Genomic DNA, 20,112 nt, shown 5'->3' with positions numbered 1-20,112 from the left:
GTTATGCCGGAAGCGCGCGCCGTGTGGCCCACCACGCCGCGATCAGGAAGAGGGCACCCGACCAGTAGGGCGCGGTGTACGCCACGTGGTCGAAGACGACCCCGGCCCACGCCGGGCCGAGGATGGCGGTGAGGCTCGTGATCGCGCCGTTCGCGCCGAAGAGCATCCCTTGCTCCTCGGCGGAGCCGGCCTGCGAGATCATGCTCTGCAGCGTCGGTGTCACGAGCCCCGTGCCGAGGGCGAGCACCGCGATGGCCGGCGACAGCATCCACCCGGCGGGGACCGCGGCGAGCGCGGCAAAGCCGATCGCCATGATGGCGAGCCCCCACAGCAGCAGGTTGCGATCGGTGAAGCGCCCGGCGATGCGCCGGATCAGGAAGCCCTGCACGAAGGTGGACGTGATGCCCAGCACGGTGAAGACGACGGCATTCTGCGCCGGCGTATACTTGAACCGGTCGAGGGTGTAGACCGCGAAGTTCGTCTGCATCCCCATGTGCGCGAAGCGCGTGAGGAAGATGCCGAGGAAGAGCGCGCGAAGCTGCTTGGTGCGCAGCGCCTTGAGCAGCAGCCGGAACGGGTTGAAGTCCCCGGCGTGCAGCGGATGCGGCCGGCGCAGCGACGGCGCCAGCGACTCCGGGAGCACGAACCAGCCGAAGCCCGCGGTCACGAGCGCCACGCCGGCCGACGCCCACGCCGGCGCGGTGAGGCTGATCTTGGCGAGGATGCCGCCGATGGAGGGCCCAAGGATGAAGCCGAGGCCGAAGGCGGCGCCGACGAGGCCGAAATTCTTGGCGCGATCTTCCGGCCCGGAGACGTCCGCGATGTAGGCCTGGGCCGCGGTGAGGTTGCCGCCGGTGAAGCCCGCGACGATGCGCGAGACGAAGAAGATCCAGAGCGCGCCGCCAATGCCGAAGAACGCGTACCCGATGGACGCGCCGAAGAGGCTGAGGACCAGCACCGGGCGGCGCCCATGCCGGTCGGAGATGGCGCCGAGCAATGGTGCCGCGAAGAACTGCGCCACCGAGTACGCCACCGCCAGCAGCCCGATCGTCAGCGCGTCGGCGCTGTACGGGCGCACCAGGTACGGAATCACCGGCATCATGATGCCCGCCCCGATGATGTCGAGGAGGATCGCGATGAAGATGAAGGTGAGCGCGCGGCGATTGGCGCGCGGGGCGGCGGACTCCATTCGATCTAAGCTAGGGGATGAGCCCCGACGGCAACAGCGATTGAGGATTGGGAATTCGGAACGGGATCATTGATGGCGATTCCGGATGGCGACTGGCGATCTCGGCCCGTCGCGAATCGCAGTCCGCATTCGGAATCATCAATCCGGTTCCGAATTCCCGATCCTCAGTCGTCGTTACTCGTAGCGCAGCGCATCCACCGGGTCCAGCTTCGCCGCCCGCATGGCGGGGAGCATGCCGAAACCCACGCCGGTGAGGATGGCGACCAGCAGGGCGGCGACGACGCTGGCGATGGGGACCGACGCCGGGATCGACGGGAAGTTCGCGCGGATCACCGCGGCCACGCCGGCACCGATCAGCAGGCCGATGACCGCGCCGAGGCTGGTCAGCGTGGAGGCCTCCACGAGGAACTGCCACAGGATGGTGCCGCGCGTCGCGCCGAGCGCCTTGCGCACGCCGATCTCCCGGGTGCGCTCGGTGACGGAGATCATCATGATGGCCACGACGCCCACGCCGCCGACGAGCAGGCCGACCGCCGAGAGCGCCAATCCGACCACGAAAATGGCGCCGAAGAGCTGGTTGAAGACCTCGAGCATCCGTTCCATGCCAATCAGCGCGAAGTTGTTCGGTTGCACCGGATGCAGCCCGCGCCGGCCGCGCAGCAGCGCGGTCACCGCGTCCATCGCGTCCTCGCGCGTCACCTCGGGGCGCGGCTTCACCATGATCAGCATGCTGCGCCAGACGGGCATGCGTCGCCACGCCGTCATCATGGGCACCACCGCGCGCGGCCGGTCGGGGCCGCGCCCGTCCATCGCCTTCAGGAAGCCGGCCTTGGTGTGGTACACGCCGATCACGGTCATCTGCAGCGAGCCGACCATAACCTGCTTGCCGATGGGGTCGCTGTCGCCGAAGAGCTGGCTCTTGAGCGAGTCGTTGACGACGATCACCGGCGCGGCGCCGTCGTGTTCGCTCTCCGAGAAGGACCGGCCGGGGGAGACGTCGGCGATGTCGGTCTTGATCCAGTCGGCGCTCTGCGCGTCGTAGCCGACATTCTTCACCGTGCGGTTCTTGTACGTCATGTCCTGCTGGCCGAACATCCACGCCATCGCGCTCCCCACCTCGGGGAGGCGGCGAATGGCGGTCCAGTCGTCGAGCGTGATGCGCGGATTGCGCCGCTCGGGGCAGTTTTCGTCGGTGCCGTCGCAGCTGCTGAAGCCCACGCCGCGCCGCCGCACCTGGAAGGTGTTGGCGCCGAACTCCTCGAGGTCCTGCTGGAAACTCTGCCGGATGCCGTGAATCGTGGCGCCCATGGCCACGACGACGAAGACGCCGACGGCCACGCCGGAGATGGTGAGCGCGGCCCGCACCTTGTTGGCGCGGATCGCATCGAAGGCGATCGTCACGCCCTCGAATGACATCTTCACCTGGTCCCAGAAGCGCATCGGACTCATTCCTGCCGGAGGGCGGCGATGGGGTCGAGCCGCGCGGCGCGGCTGGCGGGATAGACGCCCGCGACAATGCCGACGCCGGCGCCAAGGGCCAGCGCGGCAAAGATCGACCAGAGGGCCACCGCGGCCGGGAGCGGCGTCATGGCCTGCACCACTTTCGCCAGTCCGATGCCGCCGGCGATGCCGATGGCCGCGCCGAGCACCGAGAGCGTCGCCGCCTCGATGAGGAACTGCGACAGGATGTTCCCGCGCGTTGCGCCCAGCGCCTTGCGGATGCCAATCTCCCGCGTGCGCTCGGCGACGGCCACGAGCATGATGTTCATGATCACCAGCGCGCCCACGATGAGCCCGATGGCCGGCAGCGCCGTGCCGAAGACGACCATCTTGGACTTCAGCCCGCGGAAGAACTCCATGGCCGAGTCTTGCGTCTCGAGCGCGAAATTGTCGGCCTTGCCCGGCGGCAGGTGGCGGACGCTGCGCATCGCCTCGCGCGCCGTCTCGATGCCTTCCTGCACCAGTTCGAGCGAGGCGGCCTGAATGAGCAGCGTCTCCGGGTCGCCCCGCGGCCGCAGGGCGCGGTAGAGCGGGGTGGTCCACGGCGCGACGGCCAGCCGGTCCATCGAGAAGCCGAAGACCGTCCCCTGCTTCTCGATCAGGCCGATGATCTCGTACGGGCTTCCCGCGATGCGCAGCTCACGACCGATCGGATCGAGACCCGGGAAGAAATGCTCGGCGACCTCGGTGCCGATGACGACCACGCGCGCTCCGGCCTGCACCTCCTGCTGCGTGAACGCGCGCCCGGAGGTGATGCCGAACTTCTTGATCGTGAAGTAGTCCGCCTCGGTGGCGACCGCCTGCACCTGGCGCGGCCGGCCCTGGCCGCCGACGGCGTACAGGAAGTTCTCGTTGACGATGGCGGCGTGCGATCCGGGCGGAATCGTGCCGCGGACCAGTTCGACCTCCGCCTCGGTGAGCCGCGGGCGGCGCATGTACTCGCGCCACTGGTCCTCGCTCTCGTTCGGCGTGAACTCCGGGCGGCGGCGCAGGTTGTACGTGTTCACGCCGATGATCTTGCCGGCGAAATCGTTCTCCACGTACTGGCTCATCCCCTCGACGATCGAGATGACGGCGATGAGGAACATGACGCCAATCATGACGCCAAGCAGGGTGAAGAAACTCTTCAGCTTCTGGACGCGGATGGTGTCCAGCGCAAGGCGGACGGCTTCGAGGAAGGGCACGCGCTACTTACGGGCGGAATCCCGTGTGGGTTTCGAGAGATGGCGGATGGCGGAGGGCGGATGGCGGATGGGGCGCATCTGCCATCCGCCATCGGCCATCTGCCATCAGCCAGCACTACTCGTATCTCAGCGCATCAACCGGATCCAACCTCGCCGCCCGCGCCGCCGGCAGCATGCCGAACAGCACGCCGGTCACGGCGCTGGCGCCCAGCGCGGCGACGACCGCCAGGGGCGGCACGGAGGCCGCGATGGGGCTGTACTGCCGCACGAGGAACGCCACGCCCCAGCCGATGAACAGGCCGATCGCCCCGCCCAACCCGGTCAGGGTTACCGCCTCGATGAGGAACTGCAGCAGGATGGCGCGCCGTGTGGCGCCCAGCGCCTTGCGCACGCCGATCTCGCGGGTCCGCTCGGTGACCGAGATCATCATGATCGCCACCACGCCCACGCCCCCCACGATCAGCCCCACCGCCGACAACGCGATCATCACCAGGAAGAACATCCCGAAGATCTTGTTGTAGGTGTCCATGATCTTGTCCTGCGTGATGATCGCGAAATTCGACTCGCGTCCGGGCCGCAGGCCGCGCATCCCGCGCAGGGTGGCCGTGACGTCGTCAATGACCTCGGCGGGCTGGTAGCCCGTGCGCGGCTTCACGGCGAGCCCCATGTCACGGATGGGCACGTTGAGGCGTCGCGACAGCGACTGGATGGGCATCACCACCTTCGCGCGGTCGCCGCCGCCCGACAGGAAGCTCGCGTTGTCCCGATACACGCCAATCACGGTGACGGGCGTGCCCATCACCATGATCTCCTTTCCCAGCGGGTCGGCGTCTCCGAACAGCCGTTCCTTGGTCACGGTCGTGAGCACCACCACTCGCGCGGCGCTGCGCGCCTCCTGATCGGTGAAGGCGCGTCCCTCGATCATCTCGGGGGCGCCGAGCGCGGCCCAGTTGCCCGTGTACGACTCGATGGATGCCGACGGGAGCTGACGGTCGCGGTACTTCACCGGGCCGGCCCAGAAGTCGGCCGCGCCCACTTCGGCGGCACCCTCGAGACGCTGCAGCGCGGCCATCTCATCGAAGGTGATCGGCGGGTTCTGCAGCCACTTGCAGGTGTCGCCGGTGCCGTCGCACGCCTCGAAGGTGATGGGGTAGCGCTGCACGTAGAACGTGGTGGGGCCGGTGGACTCGAGATCCCTGGCCACGCTCTGGTTGATGCCGTGCACGGCCGCGGAGATCACCACGACCACGAAGACGCCGACCGCGATGCCGAGGATGGTCAGTCCCGCCCGCACGCGATTGGCGCGGAGCGCCTCGAGGGCAATCCGCACCCCCTCATAGACCTGCGATGCCTGCGCGGCGAACCACGTCATCGTGCGTTACTCCTGGCGCAGGGCGGTGATGGGGTCGAGGAGCGAGGCGCGGCTGGCGGGATAGACGCCACTGATGATGCCGACGCCGGCGCCCAGCGCCACGCCCACCACCACCGACCACGGCGCGACCGTCGCGGGGAGCGGGCTCAGCGCGGAGATCAGCTTGGCGAGCCCCACCCCCAGCGCGATGCCGACGGCCGCGCCCACCGTGCTCAGCGTCGCGGATTCCACCAGGAACTGACTCAGGATGTCGACGCGCCGCGCGCCGAGTGCCTTGCGAATGCCGATCTCACGGGTGCGCTCGGCCACCGCCACGAGCATGATGTTCATGATCACGATGGCGCCGACGACGAGACCGATGGCGGGGAGCGCGATGCCGGCGATCACGAGGTAGCGCTTGAGCTTGTTCCAGAAGGCGAGCGCGCTCTCGGAGGTCTGCAGCGAGAAGTTGTCGGGCTGACCCGGGCGCAGCTTGTGGCGCGTGCGCATCACCTGGCGCACCCGCTCCTGCGCCTCGGTCATCTGCGATGCCGACGGCACCTGCACGATGACGGCGTCGATGATGCTGGGCACGCGGTTGAGCAGGCGGTGCACCGGCGACTGCCACGGCGCGAAGACCTGGTTGTCGAACGAGAGGCCGAACGCGCTGCCCTGCGTCTCGAGGACGCCGACGACGGTGTAGGGAAGGCCGCCCATCTTGAGCTCGCGCCCGATGGCGTTGAGCCCCGGGAAGAGCCGCTTGACGATGTCGGGGCCGATGATGACCACGGGCGTCCCCATCTCCAGCTCCTGCGGCGTGAAGTCGCGCCCTTCGGCGATGACGAACTTGCGGATGGCAAAGAAGTCGCCGTCGATGGCGCTGATCTGGGCGTTGCGCGGGCCGCCCGAGTAGCGCGACGAGACCGGCAGGCTGTTGTCGCTGACCATCGCCCAGCGCGTCCCGGTGGGGAGCGCTTCGATCACCGGCGCGAGGTCGTCGCGGTAAAGGCGCGGCCGGCGGCGATACGACTCCCAGACCGAGGGGTCCACGTCGCCCATGTTGATGTTCGGGCGGTGCCGCAGCTCGAAGGAATTCACCCCGATGAGCTTGCCGATCAGGTCCTGCTCCATGTACCGCCCCATCCCCTCGACGATGCTGACCACGGCGATGAGGAACATCACCCCGATGCAGACGCCGAGCAGCGTAAAGAAGCTCTTCAGCTTCTGGGCGCGGATGGTGGCGAGGGCGAGGCGGATGGACTCGAAGAAGAGCATGGATTCCGTACGGACGACAGAGGGACGGAGTTTCCCACTGATTGAGGATCTGGAATCCGGAACGAGATGGAGGATTGCGATTCGGGATGACGATTCGCGATGGCGCGGCTCCCGATAACGCGCGAAGGGCGGCCCCCCGGTGGGGGCCGCCCTTCAATCGCCAATCGTGGTCCGCAATCGGGATCTTCAATCCCGTTCCGGATTCCCAATCCTCAATCTAGTGCTGCTTCGCCGCGATGATCTGCTCATTCTCCCGCACGAAACGCTCGCGACGGGTGTCGCTGGACACCTGGCCGTCGTGCAGCGCGACCACGCGGCGGGCGTGCGCGGCAATGTCGGCTTCGTGGGTCACCATGATCACCGTCTGCCCCTGGTCGGCGAGCTCCTCGAAGACGCGCATGATCTCCGACGACGTCGTCGAGTCGAGATTGCCCGTCGGCTCGTCGGCGAGCAGGATGGACGGGCTGTTCACCAGCGCCCGGGCGATGGCCACACGCTGGCGCTGGCCGCCCGAGAGCTCATTGGGCTTGTGATGCATCCGGCTGGTGAGCTGCACGCGCTCCAGGGCATAGGCCGCCGTCTCCTTGCGCTGCTTGGCCGACATGCCGGCGTAGACGAGCGGCAGTTCCACGTTGTGCAGGGCCGTGGCGCGGGGGAGCAGGTTGAACGTCTGGAAGACGAACCCGATCTCCTTGTTCCGAATGCGCGCCAGCTCGTCGTCCTTCATGGACGAGACCAGCGTGCCGTTGAGCCAGTACTCGCCGTCCGTGGGCGTGTCGAGGCAGCCCACGATGTTCATCAGCGTGGACTTGCCCGATCCCGACGGACCCATGATGGCGACGTACTCGTTGCGGCGGATGGCAATGTCCACACCGCGAAGCGCGCGGACGATTTCGCCGCCCATGTCATACTCGCGCTTGATGCCGCGCGTGACGATGACCCAGTCGCGGCTGGGCGTCACCCCGGGCTGCGAGGTGACCGCCTGGCGTTCCGCCGTCGTGCTGATCGGCGCGTCTGCGTGCGTACTGTCGCTCACGACTTCTTCTCCCCGGGCTTCTGCTCCGGTTGCTTGGCCTCGCGGACGATGACGCCGTCCTTGAGCTCGCGGATGGCCTGGTACGTGCCGCCCACGATCCGATCGTTCTCCTTCACGCCGGAAAGCACCTCGAAGTACTTCTCGCCGGCAATCCCTACCTTAACGGGCCGGAACGTCACTTTGTTGGTCCCGTCGACCACGAAGACGCCCTCGACGTCCTTCTTCCCAACCTGCTTGGCCGGCGCCTTGCTGTTGGGGACCGAATCGCGGCTCTTCAGCTCCTCGTTCTCGCGGACGGTGAGGGCGATGATCGGGATCGCGAGCACCTTCGTACGGGTGTCGGTGATCACCTTGGCCGTGGCCGAGAAGTCCTGCCGGGTGTCGGTCGGCGGGTTGAGCAGGCGGATCTTCACTTCATAATCGATCGCCTGGTCGCCGGTGCCGGTCGCCGCGCCCTTGACCGAGCTCTGCGAGATCTCGACCACCTTGCCGATGAAGGTCGTGTCGGTAAAGGCGTCGATCTGGATGACCGCCGAGTCGCCGAGCGAGATGCGCGACACGTCGGTCTCGTCCACCTTCACCTTGGTCTCGAGCACGCTCATGTCGGCGATGGTCATCAGGGTCGCCGCGTCCTTGTTGAACGTGCCCTGCACGGCGGTCTCGCCGTTCTCGACGTTCAGCCGCGTCACGCGCCCCGACATCGGCGCGTAGATGTTGGTGCGTGAGAGCTGCCAACGGGCGTCCTTCAGCGTGGCCTCGCCCTGCTTCACGTCCTGCTGGGCGGCCTCGAGCAGCGCCTGGTTGACCTCGAACGTCGTCTTGAGCTGTTCGATCTGCTCGTCGCTGATGAGCGTGGCGTTGGTCTTCCGGATATCCGCCGAGCGCTGGTAGTTCTTCTGCGCCTGCAGGAGGTTGGCCTTGGCCTGCGCCAGCCGCGCGCGCGAGTTGGCCAGCGCCGCCTCGGCGCGCTGCACCTGGCTCTCGAACTGCTGCGGGTCGATCTGGAGCAGCAGCTGCCCCTTCTTGACCATGTCGCCCATCTTCACGTTCAGCGCCACGATCTTGCCGGTGATGTCGGCCGAGAGGTCCACCTTGGTGCGCGGCGTCACCTGGCCGCTCGCCGTGACCGACGCCACGAGATCGCGCTTCTGCACGGCCTCGATGCGGACTTCGGTCCCCTTCTTCTTCGACTTCTGCCACTGGAGGCCGCCGAGGCCGGCGACGATCACCACGCCGACGCCGATGAGGATCCACTTTGAACGCTTGGTCATGGTCTGTCTCTGTTAGCGGAGGGGACGGCCCACCGCGTTTTCGAGCGCGGCCCAGGCACGATGGTAGTCATAGACGGCGCTGATGCGGTCGTTCGAGGCCCGCTCATAATCATTGCGGGCCTGCACCAGTTCGACGAACGAGCTGACCCCCACCCGATAGCGCTCCTGCGCCAGCGTGAGGGCTTCCTGCGCGGCGGCGGCGTTCTGCTCCTGCAGCCCCACCGTGCGATACGCGGCCTGCAGCGACGTCCAGGCCGAGGTCACGTCGGCGGTGAGCTGCAGCTCCTGCCGGCGCACGTCGTACCGGGCGTTGTCCCGCAGGATCTGCGCCTCCTGCACCCGCTGCTCGCGTCCGAACTTGTCGAAGAGCGGGAGCGACAGCGTAAGCGACAGGTTGTACGGGCTCGACGTGAAGTCGAACGGGAACGTCTTGTTGGCGTCGCGGATGGCCTGCGCCGACTGCGGCGTGAACTGGATGGCGTTGCACTTGGCGCCGATGGAACTGAGGCCGGCGCCGCGGCGGATCGAATCCGTGGTGAAGCAGCCGGCCTGGCTCGACAGCGTCTGGCTCTGCGCCTGCGCGACGAGGTAGTCGGCGTTCTTGTACTGCGTCGTGTAGCCGCCCAGCTGGGCGCCCAGCGAGACGGTCGGGGTGTACGCGCTCCGCGCCGACCGCACGCCCTGCGCGGCGGCGGCCTGCCGCGACTGGTAGCCCTGCAGCGTCGGATTCCCCTTGCGGGCGATGTCGAGCAGCTGGCCGAGTTCGAACGACGGCGCGGTGACGGACGTCATCGGCACCAGCGTGACCGGGCCAGGTCGCGCGACGCCGAGCTGCTGGAACAGCTTCAGCTGGTCCACCTCGGCCGTGTTGTGCGCGCGCAGCGCCAGCACCTGCTGCTGGCCGATGGCGACCTCGGCGCGCTTCACGTCGAGCGACGTGCCGGAACCCACCTCCACGCGCGCCTTGGCGAGCTGGAGGTCGAGCCGGACCTTCGTCAGGAGCGAGTCCTGCAGCTCCGCGTTGGCCTGGCTCTGGAGGGCGGTGAGGAACTGGTTCACGACCCCGGCGCGCAGCGCCACGTCGGCGGCCGAGACGTCAGCCTCGGCGGCCTCCATGTTGGCGCGCGCGCGGCGCAGCTCCGAGACCGTGGCCGCGGAGAGGCGGGCGTTGAAGTTCAGGCCCCAGTTGCTCGAGATGATGTCCGACGTGGCGCCGAACGCCACGCCGCCGAAGAACTCCTGCTTGCCCTGGCGGTAGCCGGTGCCGAACGAGGCATCCGCTCCCGGGAGGAAGGCGCCATACGCGGAGCGCAGCGCGAGCGCCGCTCGCGTGCGGCCGCTGAGCTGTTGCTGGTAGGCGGGATTGTTCTTCTTGGCGATGCCAATGGCGTCATCCAGCGTCAGCGAATTCGACGCCGACTGGGCAGCGGCCGAAAGGGCGACGCCGGAAACGACAAGGGCGGTCAGGAAATGGCGCATGTCCGAGGCTTCCAATTGTTGGGTCCGTCTGGTCGTACGGGGCCGTGGCGAGTGGAGTTTCAGGGGACGCGTCCGGCCCAGGAGCCCCACCGCGGGTCCCCGGTCCGTGGTGCGCCGGCATGGCGTGCTAGCGGCTGGCCGAGCGCGGCGCGTCGTCGCGCACCGCGACGAGTTGCTGCGACGGGACGGACACCTTCAGCAGATGGCCGGCAGCGTCCACCCAGACCTCCCGCAGCAGGGTTCCGCCGGCCTCGCGAACGAGATACCGCCGCGCGGCGATGGACTGCAGCGCGATGGACACGCGGTCGGCGCCGGCCTCCTCCACGGTGAGGCGCACCACCACGCCGCGCGACGGGACGACCGCCGGCACGCTCCCCGCGCCGCGGGCGACGACGAACTGCAGCGGGTGCAGGACGCCGTCCTCGACGATCAACGTGCCCGCTGGGAGGAGGAGTTCCCGAGCGGCTTCGCCAGTGGTGCGGACGACCCGGGCGCTGTAGCGGTGGCCGACGACCTCGGCCCGGTAGATGTCGCCGGATCGCCCGTCATCGGTGGACTTGAACTGATAGCGGACCGGCAGCCCGATGGAGTCCGTGCTGAGGTCCACCGTGATGCGACGCGTGCCGGCGACCACGACCCCCCGCGTCAGGGTCTCGAAAGCGCCGGCCGTGGTCGGGACGTGCCGGATGGAGAAGTCCTCCCGGCCGATGCGATCGCCCGCGCGGATCAGGGTGAGACTGCCGTCATCGGCGACCGTCGCCTGCGCCTGCAGGGACGGTGCGGCCAGCACGAGGGCGACGAGAAAGAGGGAGCGTTTCATGGGGAGACTATAATGATAGGCCCTTGAGGCGTACCCTGCATCTGGGGCGGTGTGCCGGGAAGATCGCCGCCGTCGCGCCGACGGGGTATTATCCTCGCCAGTGACTTCACCCGATCCGCGCCTCGCCGCGCCCGCGCCGCCCACGGTCCTCGCCCTGCCACGCTGGGTCTGGATGCCATCGGCCGCAGCCACCGTCCTCACGGCGGCGGCGTGGATTCGCACGATGCAGCCGGCCTGGCTCTGGCTGTGCGGGCTGGCCGTCCTCGTCGCGATTCCTGCCCTGGGTCGGCGTCAACGGCGCGGACGCGAAGCGCTCTTCCTCGCGATGGCCGTGCTTTTTGTCGGCGACGGCATCGTGATGCGCACCGAGCGGGTGCGGCGCGAGGCGAACTGGGCCGCGTGGAGCCGGAAGGCGGCGGCGCGCGCCACCGAGGATTTCGCCCGCCGCATCGAGGAGACGGCCGTCGCGCTGCAGCAGACGGCAACCGACGCGGCCCGGGGACCGGGCGCCGACAGCGGCGCGGCCGCCTGGGATGCGCTCGATCGCCTGGTGCGTGGGCACCCGGAGCGTGCGGTGCTGCGGGGGCGCGACGGCAGGCCCGATGTGTGGGCGGGCCGGCTGAACCTCCCCGTCGATTCGCTCCCGGGGACGCACGGCGTGATGGCGACGCCTTTCTATCTCGCGCTGTACGTGGCCGCGGCAAACGGCAACGTCACCGCCATCGCGACGGCGCTGCTGCACGCCGAGCCCCCGGCGGACAACCTGACGACGCCGCTCGATGCGCACGCGGCGCGCCCGACCGGTATTGCCCGCTACGTGTTCGGACCGGCCGACGTGCCGGGCGATTCGGTGCGGCGCGTGTATGTCGAGGGCGACGCCGTGCTCGCGGTGCGCGCGGTCGTTGCGCCGCCCGAAGTCGTGGCGCTGGAGTTCCGGGAGCGCGCGATCACGCGCAGCGGGGCCCTGCTGGCCTTGCTGGCGCTGCTCTTCATCGCCACCGCGTGGCGGCGCGAGCATCCGGTGCGTACGCGCCTTGCGGCGCTGGCCACCGTCGTGGCGACCGTCGCCGTGATGCCGCTGGGCGCGTATTCCAACGTGTCGCGCTGGTTCGACGCGGGCCTGTATTACGCGCCGACCCTCGGGCCGCTCACCGCCAATGTCGCGGCGCTGGCGATGGTCAGCGCGCTGGCGCTGATGGGGCTGTTCGCCGCGCAGCGGAGCCGGGTGAACGCGCGGATGCGCTGGACGTGGAGCGCCGTGCTCGTGATCGTCGCGGCGATCGGCCCGTTCTTCCTGCGCGACGTGTCGCGCGGCATTCGCGTGCCGACGAGCGGGATGTCCACGGAGCTGTGGCTCGCGTGGGAGATCTCGGTCTTCCTCGCGGCCTTTGCCGTGCTGCTGCTCGGCGTGACGGCCGGACAGTCGGTGGTCGGCGGCCGACGCGGCCTGCCGGGGTGGCTCGCGCCCGCCATTGCCGGCTTGTCGGCGCTGATCGCGCCGGTGCTGCTCGAAGCGCCGGCGCGCCTTCCCGGTTGGTACCCCGTGCTGTGGATCGCCGCCATTGCCGCGCTGGCGACGGCGCGCCGCGCGCGACGCGCGGTGCTTCGCACGGCCTTCGTGGCGGCGTGCGGCGCGACGACACTGGTCTGGTCGTCGGCGGTGCGCGAGCGCGTGCAGCTGGCCGAGCGCGACGTGGCGGGGCTGGGGACCGCAGATCCCGATGCCGCGGCGCTGCTGCAGCGACTGGCGGTGGAACTGATGCAGGAAGCGCCGACGCCCAGCCGTCCCGGACTGCTCGCGCGCTACGCGGCCACCGAGCTTGGCGCCGCCGGCTTCCCGGCGGAGCTGACGTCGTGGGATTCGCTGGGTCGCCCGATGGCCGATCTGCGCGTGGCGATGGCCGCCGGGCTGACCTCGGGACTCGAGACCTTCGCGTCGGAGGCGCGCCGGTTGCGGCAGCCGGTGCTGCGACAGACGACGGCCGCGCCGGTCTCGCAGCTCGTGCTCGCCGTCCCGCACGCGGGCGGCGCGGTCACGACCGTGGTCATCTCGCCGCGGACCAAGCTCGTGCCGGCCGATCCGTTCATCGGATTGATTGGCCTGGGGCAGGCGCCCAACGTGGAGCCGCCGTACACGCTGCAGCGCGCCGACGCCCACGAACTGCACGCCGGCGCGGAGCGATGGTCGCGTCGCGGCGACGAGCTGCACGGCGACTGGGTGGTTCCCGTCGGCGACGCCGGCGCGGAGCGCGTGCATGCACGGGTGGATCTGCGCGGCATCGAGGTGCTGGCGCCGCGTGGCGCGCTCCTGGTGATGGTGGATCTCCTGTTCGTGCTCTGCATCTGGAGCCTGCTCTTTGCGTCGGAGGGAACCGGGTTGCGCTGGCTGCGCCTCTGGGCGCGCGGCTGGCCGCGGAGCTACCGGCTGCGTCTCTCGCTGGCGCTGTTCGCGTTCTTCGTGCTGCCGGCGGGCGGGTTTGCGGCGTGGAGCTACCGCCGCCTGCAGACGGATGACCGGCAGAGTCGCGACCTGCTGGTGCGCGAGACGCTGCGCGGCGTGGCCGCGGCCTCGGACAGCGTGCAGCTGAGCGAAGCGGCCGCGCGCTTCGACACGCCGCTGTTGCTGTACGCCGACGGCTTGATGCTCGGGACGAGCGACCCGCTGTACGACGCGCTCGCCCCGGTGGGACGCCTGCTCCCGCCGGCCGTGGTGCGCGCGCTGGGAGACAACGACGACCTGCTCGCCGGCATGGACGAGCAGGTCGGGGGGAGCGCGGTGCGCTTCGGCTATCGCGCCGCCATCGATTCCAGCGGTGTGCGGCTGGTGCTGTCGGCGCCCGCGCGCAGCGACGAACTGGCGCTCGACCGCCGCCGCCGCGATGTCACCGTGCTCGTGCTGGTGGTGACCGCGCTGGGCGCGCTCGCCGCCTTCTGGCTGAGCGGGCTGGCGGCGCGCACCTTCGCGAGGCCCATCGACATGCTGCGCCGCGGCGCGCTGGCCGTGGCCGGCGGCGTGCGCGAGCCGCTCCCCGGGGGGCGGCCGCCGGTCGAGTTCGAGCCGGTCTTCGATGCCTTCCGCCAGATGGCGGCGGACCTCGGCGCGAGCCGCGATGCGCTCGAGGCGGCGGAGCGCCGGCTGGCCGCGGTGCTGCGTGACGTCGCGAGCGGTGTCGTGGCGGTGGATGCGGAGGGGCGCATCTCGCTCATCAATCCGCGCGCGGTGGCGCTGCTGCACGCGGGGGCGATGCCGGGCGTGGTCGCGAGCGACGTGCTCGAAACGCCGCTTGCCGAGCGCCTGCATCGGTTCCTCTCCGGCGTCGCGGAGCAGGAGGAATTCGACATCGAACGCCACGGCGGCGTGCAGCTGCACGTGCGCCTGACGCGCCTGCTGCGCGGCGCGCGCGGCGCGGTGATCACGCTCGACGACCTCAGCGAACTGGCGCGCGCGCAGCGCGTCCTCGCCTGGGGCGAGATGGCGCGCCAGGTGGCGCACGAGATCAAGAACCCGCTGACGCCGATGCGGCTCGGCATGCAGCATCTGCGGCGCGCACGGCGCGACGCGCGGGTGGATTTTGACGAAGTGCTCGACGACAACGTCGAGCGGATACTCGCCGAGATCGACCGGCTCGATGAGATCGCCCGTGCGTTCAGCCGCTACGGGATGCTTCCCGAAGAGCAGGCGCCGCCGGATGCCGTGGACGTGGCCGCCATCGTGGCCGATGTGGTGCGACTGGAACAGCTCGGCGTTGGCGGCGTCGAATGGCACATGGACGGGGCAGCCAGCTCGGTCATGGCGTTCGCGCGCGAGCCCGAGCTGCGCGAGGCGCTGCTCAATGTGCTCGAGAATGCGCGTCACGCGGGGGCGCGCCAGGTGCGCGTCTCGCTGGGCAAGGGCGAGAGTGCCGTGCGCATCGTGGTGCGCGACGACGGGCACGGCATTGCGGCGGATGTGCTGCCGCGGATCTTCGAGCCGCACTTCTCGACGCGCACCAGCGGAAGCGGGCTGGGCCTCGCCATCAGCCGGCGGCTGATCGAAGGGTGGGGCGGGGGGATCGACGTGGCCAGCGGTGCCGGCGAAGGAACCGTCGTCACCATTCGGCTGGTCGGGCGTAGTGCGGTCTGACACATTTCACGAAGCCATGAACGTCTTCGCCTCCACGCCGCCGCAGAAGCGATCCAAGGACATCCCGCTGCACCTCGATCGCTGGGAGCTGCCGCCCGGCTGGCGCTGGGGCGACGAAGGGGTGGCCACGCCGTACCGGCACGCGATGCAGGTGATCGACGCCTTCGACCGGCCGCTCGCGCTCGTGACGGCGCCCGATCCCGCGCACGAGAGCTGGCTGTTCGCGGAGGCGCGGCAGCTCGCGCATCGCAATCACCCGAACATCCCGACGGCATACCATTTCTGGCGCCGGTATCGTGAGAGCCGCCGCGGTCCGGGCTATCTGCGCCGCTGGGTGGCGGGCGAGACGGTGGGCGCCCGGCTGCGGCGCATTGGCACGGAGACGGTGCCGTACATGCTGCGCGTGCTGCGCGGCGTGGGCTCGGCGCTCGCGTACCTGCACGACTCGGGCACGCCGCACGGGGCCGTGTCGCCCGACAATATCTACACGACGCCGGCGGGGCGGCTCTACCTGCTGGGTTGGCAGTGGGCCGTGACTCCCGAGGAGACGCCGGCCGGCCTGCGCCCTGATGCCCGCTGGGTCCCGCTGCCGCAGGAACTCGCCAGCGGGCCTTGGCGCCCGACGCCGGCCAGCGACCAGTGGCAGCTGGGCGCGGTCTGCTTCGCGATTCTCACGGGGGAACTGCCGCCGCGCGATGGCGTGCCGCCGATTCGCTTCGTGCGTCCCGACGTGCCGGCCAGCGTGGCCGAGTTGATTGACCGCTCGCTCGCGCCCGAGCCGGGCGACCGGTTCTTCAACCTCGCCGCGCTGCTGCGGCAGATCGAGCGCATCTCGGGAACGGGCACGCCCTTGCTCGTCGGAGTGGACCAGTCGTCGGGCGAATACCGGGCCGTGTCGGAGGAAGACCGCCTGCGCTGGGCGACGGGCGACGACTATGAAGTGCTCGCGTCGCTCGGCACGGGCCAGTTCGGTTCGGTGTGGCGCGTGCGCGACCTGTCGCTCGAGCGCGAAGTCGCGCTCAAGATGCTCCACCCCAACATCGCGCGAAACGAGGACGCGGTCGCGCGCTTCCGCCGCGAGGCGCGGCTGGCGGCGCAGCTCAAGCATCCGGCCATCGTGCCCATCTATGCGTGGGACTCGAAGGGCGATGTGTCGTGGTACATCATGGAAGTGCAGGAGGAAGGCTCGGTGGCCGACCTGGTGGCACGCCAGGGACCGCGCGGGCTGCAGGAGATCGCGCCGCAGGTGGACGCCATCCTCGACGGACTGGGCCAGGCCCACGCCAACGGCATCATCCATCGCGACATCAAGCCCGAGAACATCCTCATCGATCGCTACCGCCGGTGGCGGCTGTCGGATTTCGGCATCGCCAACGCCCTCGGCGACGACAAGATGGGCGCGTCGGGGACGCCGGCCTTCGCCGCGCCCGAGCAGCTGCTGGGCGAGGCGCAGGGCGTGGCGGCCGATTTGTTCGCGGTGGCGGGCATCGTGGTCTTTGCGCTCACTGGCAAGCTGCCGTTCGGCGGCGGCGACGCGCGCGCCATTCTCGCACAGCAGCTGGCCGGCAAGGTTGACCTGAGCGCCTTTCCACGGGAACTCGCGGATTGGCTGGCGACGGCGCTCTCGCCCGAGCCCGAGCGCCGCTTCCGCGACGCGTCGGAAATGCGGAGGGAGTGGCGCGCCCTCACGCGCGAGCTGGCGCGGCAGGAACGGCGCGCCACGCGCTGGTCGCGCTGGTGGAAGGCGACGCGGCGCTTCTTCCTGCGGCCGCGGTAGGCGCGCGGCGGCGCTAGGGCGCGCCGCGCACCGTCTTCACGTTCACGAAGGCGCGCAACCCCTCGCGGGCCAGTTCGCGCCCGACGCCGCTCGCCTTGACGCCGCCGAACGGGAAACGCGGATCGCTGGCCACCATCGCGTTGATGAAGACCGATCCGGCCTCGATACCCGCGGCGAAGCGACGCGCCTCGGCGGGATCGCGCGTCCAGACCGACGCGCCCAGCCCGAAGGCCGAGTCGTTGGCCAGCGCCAGCGCGTCATCGGCGCTGGCGACCCGGAAGAGCGGCGCGACCGGGCCGAACACTTCCTCGCGCGCCGCGGCGGAGTCGAGCGGCACGTCGGCGAGCACGGTGGGCGGGTAGAAGTGCCCCTGACCCGAGGGCACCTCGCCGCCGCAGAGGACGCGCGCGCCGGCGGCAACGGTGCGTCGCACCTGATCGACCACCTCGGCGCGGATGGACGCCGTGGCGAGCGGACCCATCTCGGTGCCGTCGAGCAGCGGATCGCCCATCGCCAGCGCCCGCATCGCGGCGACGAACCGTTCGGCGAACGCGTCGAAGATGTCGGTGTGGACGATGAAGCGCTTGGCCGCGATGCACGACTGGCCATTGTTGATGCAGCGGGCGCGCGCGGCGGTTTCGGCCGCCGCGGCCAGGTCGGCACTGGGCAGCACGACGAACGGGTCGCTCCCGCCGAGTTCGAGCACGCACGGTTTCACGGCTCGGCCGGCGCGCGCACCCACATCGCGTCCGGCGGCTTCGGAACCGGTGAGCGTCACGGCCGCGATGCGGGGATCGTCGATCAACGCGCCGGCGCGCGCGCCGTTGATCAGCAGGGTCGTGAAGGCGCCGTCGCGGGCGCCCGCCGCCACACACAACCGTTCAATGGCCAGCGCGCACTGCGGCACGTTCGACGCGTGCTTGAGCATCACCACGTTGCCGGCGGCGAGCGCGGGCGCCGCGGCGCGGATGGCCTGCCAGTAGGGGAAATTCCACGGCATGATGGCGAGCAGCACGCCAAGCGGGAGGAAGTGCACGGCGCCGTCCTCCACGCCGTCGCGGCGCACGCGCTCGGGCGCGAGCATCGCCGGCGCCTCGTCGGCGTAGTAGCGGCAGAGGAGGGCGCACTTGGCCACTTCCTGGCGCGAGGCGACGATGGGCTTTCCCATCTCGAGCGTCGCGAGGCGCGCCAGCGCCTCGCGTTCGCCGTCGAGCAGGTCGGCGAGGCGGCGCAGCATCGCCGACCGCTCGGCGTGCGAGGTGGCGCGCCAGTTGCGGGCGGCGGCCGCCGCGCGCGCCACGAGGCGTTCGACGTCGGCGTCAGTATGGTCGGCAATCGCGGCGAGGATGTCGCCGGTGGCGGGATTCACGCTGGATTGAGGCATGGGAGCACGATGCACGAAGCCGGCGGCTCACGCCAGCCTGTGCCCTCGTTGGTCCAGTCTTTGCGGGCGATTAGCTTGCACCATCCTTCCGCCCCCACTCCATGCCGCCTCGTTCGCAGCCCGACGCCGTCCCGTTCAAGATCCGCCGCTCCGCCATCGCCGGGCGCGGCGCCTTCGCCACCCGCGACATAAAGAAGGGCGAGCGCGTCATCGAGTATCTGGGGGAGCGCATCTCGCACGCCGTTGCCGACGCGCGCTACGACGACGCGACGATGACACGGCACCACACCTTCCTGTTCTCGGTGTCGCGGCAGACGGTGATCGATGCGTCGGTGGGCGGCAACGATGCCCGTTTCATCAACCACTCGTGCACGCCGAACTGCGAGGCCGTCATCACGCGCGGCCGGGTGTTCATCTGTGCGATCCGTCCCATCTCCAAGGGCGCCGAGCTCTTCTACGACTACGCCTACGAGCGCGACGGCACCGAGACGGCGGCGGACGAGGCGCGCTACGCCTGTTTCTGCGGGACGAAGCATTGCCGCGGAACGATCCTCGCCGCCCGCAAGCCCAAGCGCCGCAAGCCACACCACGTGGCGGCGCGGCACACCGACAAGCACGCCGACGGGTGATGTGGCGCGGGGGAGGCCAGCCGGCCTCCCCCGCCGTGCCTCAACGGGCGAGGCGCCTCAGGCGACGGGCTGCACCTCGTCGAGGCGGCTGATGTCGAGCGACATCACGCCCGCCGCGTCGGGCGGGTTGAAGATGTTCGTGAACTTCGCGTCCCAGCGCAGCTCGTGGGGCTTGTACGAGGTGCGGGCGTGCACCGTCGTCGCGAACGTGTCGTCCGTCCCCGAGAGGAGAAGCAGGATCTCCGCGTCCTTCTCCTGCAGCGCCGCCGCGTCGAGGCCCCAGAGCGGACTCGCGGGGGTGATGGGGTGCACGATGGTCCACGCGAGCGGGAAGAAGGTGACTTCGCCGCGGTCCAGCGTGAGCGGACGATAGCGGCGCATGGCCACGCCACTCGAGCTGTCCAGGAACGAGAAGGAAAGCGAGGCCTTGAGCTCGATGAGCTCGTTCTTGCGACGGTTCGCCATGCGGATCATCAGCGCCTTGCCGTCGCGGAACGGCGCGATGACCGCGTGCCGGCTGAACGTGATCTGCGCGGTCGGGCGGGCGAAACGGGCGAAGAAGAGGCCGGTGATCAGCGCCTGGGCCAGCACGCCGACGAGCGCCTCGACGGTCATGACCAGGTGCGGCGCCAGCCCGTGCGGGCTGATGTTGCCGTACCCGATGGTGGCGAAGGTCTCCACCGAGAAGAAGAAGGCGCGCCCGAAGGCCCCGCCCATCGAGGCGATGTCGGGTCCGACGATGGCGCTGCTGCCGCACAGCAGGTACAGCACCGCGAAGACGAGGTTGATGCCGAGGTAGATCAGCACCACCCAGCCAAAGAAGGCGGGCCAGGTCAGCGTCAGGGCGCTGTGGTAGAGACTGACCACCTCCGTCCACGGCAAGCCCACGCGCCGCACGTTGAAGCTGCCGTCCTGGTTCAGCAGGCGTTTCCGGCTCGCGGTCGAGACGACGGCGCCAAAGCCGAGGTCGCCCTGTTCCTCCGGCCCCTTGGGCGTCGGGATCGCGGCGAAGTTCATGGTCTCCATGAGGTGCTAACTTATGTCAGCATCTCGCGCGCCGCTTGCGTAAGGGTGCAGTCCCCCCGCACTCCCCC

General features: G+C 69.9%; 14 protein-coding genes. 3 read left to right on the top strand and 11 right to left on the bottom strand.

Features of this window, described 5'->3' with window-relative positions; all coding sequences use genetic code 11:
- Position 1: 1 nt before the first annotated feature.
- From VGJ96_09505 to VGJ96_09465, 9 genes are all read right to left on the bottom strand, one after another.
- Positions 2-1,189, bottom strand: coding sequence for an MFS transporter (locus VGJ96_09505; protein ID HEY3287336.1), 1,188 nt, complete (start codon positions 1,187-1,189; stop codon positions 2-4).
- Positions 1,190-1,363: 174 nt separating this feature from the next.
- Positions 1,364-2,638, bottom strand: a complete 1,275-nt coding sequence (locus VGJ96_09500; GenBank protein ID HEY3287335.1) for an ABC transporter permease — start codon at positions 2,636-2,638, stop codon at positions 1,364-1,366.
- Positions 2,635-3,873 (bottom strand): ABC transporter permease, encoded by a 1,239-nt coding sequence (locus VGJ96_09495; protein ID HEY3287334.1) that lies wholly within the window; start codon positions 3,871-3,873, stop codon positions 2,635-2,637. Before VGJ96_09495 ends, VGJ96_09500 begins: the two co-directional genes overlap by 4 nt.
- A gap of 115 nt (positions 3,874-3,988) precedes the next feature.
- Positions 3,989-5,245: an ABC transporter permease gene (locus VGJ96_09490; GenBank protein ID HEY3287333.1), complete on the bottom strand. Its 1,257-nt coding sequence runs from the start codon at positions 5,243-5,245 to the stop codon at positions 3,989-3,991.
- Positions 5,246-5,251: 6 nt separating this feature from the next.
- Positions 5,252-6,499, bottom strand: a complete 1,248-nt coding sequence (locus VGJ96_09485; protein HEY3287332.1) for an ABC transporter permease — start codon at positions 6,497-6,499, stop codon at positions 5,252-5,254.
- Positions 6,500-6,716: 217 nt separating this feature from the next.
- Positions 6,717-7,535 (bottom strand): ABC transporter ATP-binding protein, encoded by an 819-nt coding sequence (locus VGJ96_09480; GenBank protein HEY3287331.1) that lies wholly within the window; start codon positions 7,533-7,535, stop codon positions 6,717-6,719.
- Positions 7,532-8,806, bottom strand: coding sequence for an efflux RND transporter periplasmic adaptor subunit (locus tag VGJ96_09475; GenBank protein HEY3287330.1), 1,275 nt, complete (start codon positions 8,804-8,806; stop codon positions 7,532-7,534). The genes VGJ96_09480 and VGJ96_09475 overlap by 4 nt, the downstream gene beginning before the upstream one ends.
- A 12-nt stretch (positions 8,807-8,818) precedes the next feature.
- Complete coding sequence (locus VGJ96_09470; protein ID HEY3287329.1) at positions 8,819-10,285, bottom strand: TolC family protein; 1,467 nt, start codon at positions 10,283-10,285, stop codon at positions 8,819-8,821.
- Positions 10,286-10,412: 127 nt separating this feature from the next.
- A complete protein-coding gene (locus tag VGJ96_09465) occupies positions 10,413-11,105 on the bottom strand; it encodes a hypothetical protein (GenBank protein ID HEY3287328.1) in 693 nt (230 codons plus the stop codon).
- A gap of 100 nt (positions 11,106-11,205) precedes the next feature.
- Between VGJ96_09465 and VGJ96_09460 the strand changes: the two genes are divergently transcribed.
- Positions 11,206-15,228: an ATP-binding protein gene (locus tag VGJ96_09460; GenBank protein HEY3287327.1), complete on the top strand. Its 4,023-nt coding sequence runs from the start codon at positions 11,206-11,208 to the stop codon at positions 15,226-15,228.
- A gap of 16 nt (positions 15,229-15,244) precedes the next feature.
- On the top strand, positions 15,245-17,005 hold the full coding sequence (locus VGJ96_09455) for a serine/threonine-protein kinase (protein HEY3287326.1): 1,761 nt from the start codon (positions 15,245-15,247) through the stop codon (positions 17,003-17,005).
- A gap of 13 nt (positions 17,006-17,018) precedes the next feature.
- Here VGJ96_09455 and VGJ96_09450 read toward each other — a convergent pair whose 3' ends face one another.
- Positions 17,019-18,389 (bottom strand): aldehyde dehydrogenase family protein, encoded by a 1,371-nt coding sequence (locus VGJ96_09450; GenBank protein HEY3287325.1) that lies wholly within the window; start codon positions 18,387-18,389, stop codon positions 17,019-17,021.
- Positions 18,390-18,490: 101 nt separating this feature from the next.
- Here VGJ96_09450 and VGJ96_09445 point away from each other — a divergent pair, with 101 nt between their 5' ends.
- Positions 18,491-19,018 (top strand): SET domain-containing protein-lysine N-methyltransferase, encoded by a 528-nt coding sequence (locus VGJ96_09445; GenBank protein HEY3287324.1) that lies wholly within the window; start codon positions 18,491-18,493, stop codon positions 19,016-19,018.
- Between the two features lie 57 nt (positions 19,019-19,075).
- On the opposite strand, the gene VGJ96_09440 is transcribed toward VGJ96_09445, so the two are convergent.
- Positions 19,076-20,035: an ion channel gene (locus VGJ96_09440; GenBank protein ID HEY3287323.1), complete on the bottom strand. Its 960-nt coding sequence runs from the start codon at positions 20,033-20,035 to the stop codon at positions 19,076-19,078.
- Between the last annotated feature and the right edge of the window lie 77 nt (positions 20,036-20,112).

It is taken from the genome of Gemmatimonadaceae bacterium, from assembly GCA_036504815.1.
Classification (GTDB): Bacteria; Gemmatimonadota; Gemmatimonadetes; order Gemmatimonadales; family Gemmatimonadaceae; genus PNKL01.
This window is presented reverse-complemented; position numbering and strand designations above follow the sequence as displayed.

What these genes read in the sequence shown, in the direction of transcription:
- VGJ96_09505 (HEY3287336.1), bottom strand. Translation starts at nt 1,189, where the DNA reads ATGGAGTCCGCCGCCCCGCGCGCCAATCGCCGCGCGCTCACCTTCATC.
- VGJ96_09500 (HEY3287335.1), bottom strand. Translation starts at nt 2,638, where the DNA reads ATGAGTCCGATGCGCTTCTGGGACCAGGTGAAGATGTCATTCGAGGGC.
- VGJ96_09490 (HEY3287333.1), bottom strand. Translation starts at nt 5,245, where the DNA reads ATGACGTGGTTCGCCGCGCAGGCATCGCAGGTCTATGAGGGGGTGCGG.
- VGJ96_09485 (HEY3287332.1), bottom strand. Translation starts at nt 6,499, where the DNA reads ATGCTCTTCTTCGAGTCCATCCGCCTCGCCCTCGCCACCATCCGCGCC.
- VGJ96_09475 (HEY3287330.1), bottom strand. Translation starts at nt 8,806, where the DNA reads ATGACCAAGCGTTCAAAGTGGATCCTCATCGGCGTCGGCGTGGTGATC.
- VGJ96_09470 (HEY3287329.1), bottom strand. Translation starts at nt 10,285, where the DNA reads ATGCGCCATTTCCTGACCGCCCTTGTCGTTTCCGGCGTCGCCCTTTCG.
- VGJ96_09465 (HEY3287328.1), bottom strand. Translation starts at nt 11,105, where the DNA reads ATGAAACGCTCCCTCTTTCTCGTCGCCCTCGTGCTGGCCGCACCGTCC.
- VGJ96_09455 (HEY3287326.1), top strand. Translation starts at nt 15,245, where the DNA reads ATGAACGTCTTCGCCTCCACGCCGCCGCAGAAGCGATCCAAGGACATC.
- VGJ96_09450 (HEY3287325.1), bottom strand. Translation starts at nt 18,389, where the DNA reads ATGCCTCAATCCAGCGTGAATCCCGCCACCGGCGACATCCTCGCCGCG.
- VGJ96_09445 (HEY3287324.1), top strand. Translation starts at nt 18,491, where the DNA reads ATGCCGCCTCGTTCGCAGCCCGACGCCGTCCCGTTCAAGATCCGCCGC.
- VGJ96_09440 (HEY3287323.1), bottom strand. Translation starts at nt 20,035, where the DNA reads ATGAACTTCGCCGCGATCCCGACGCCCAAGGGGCCGGAGGAACAGGGC.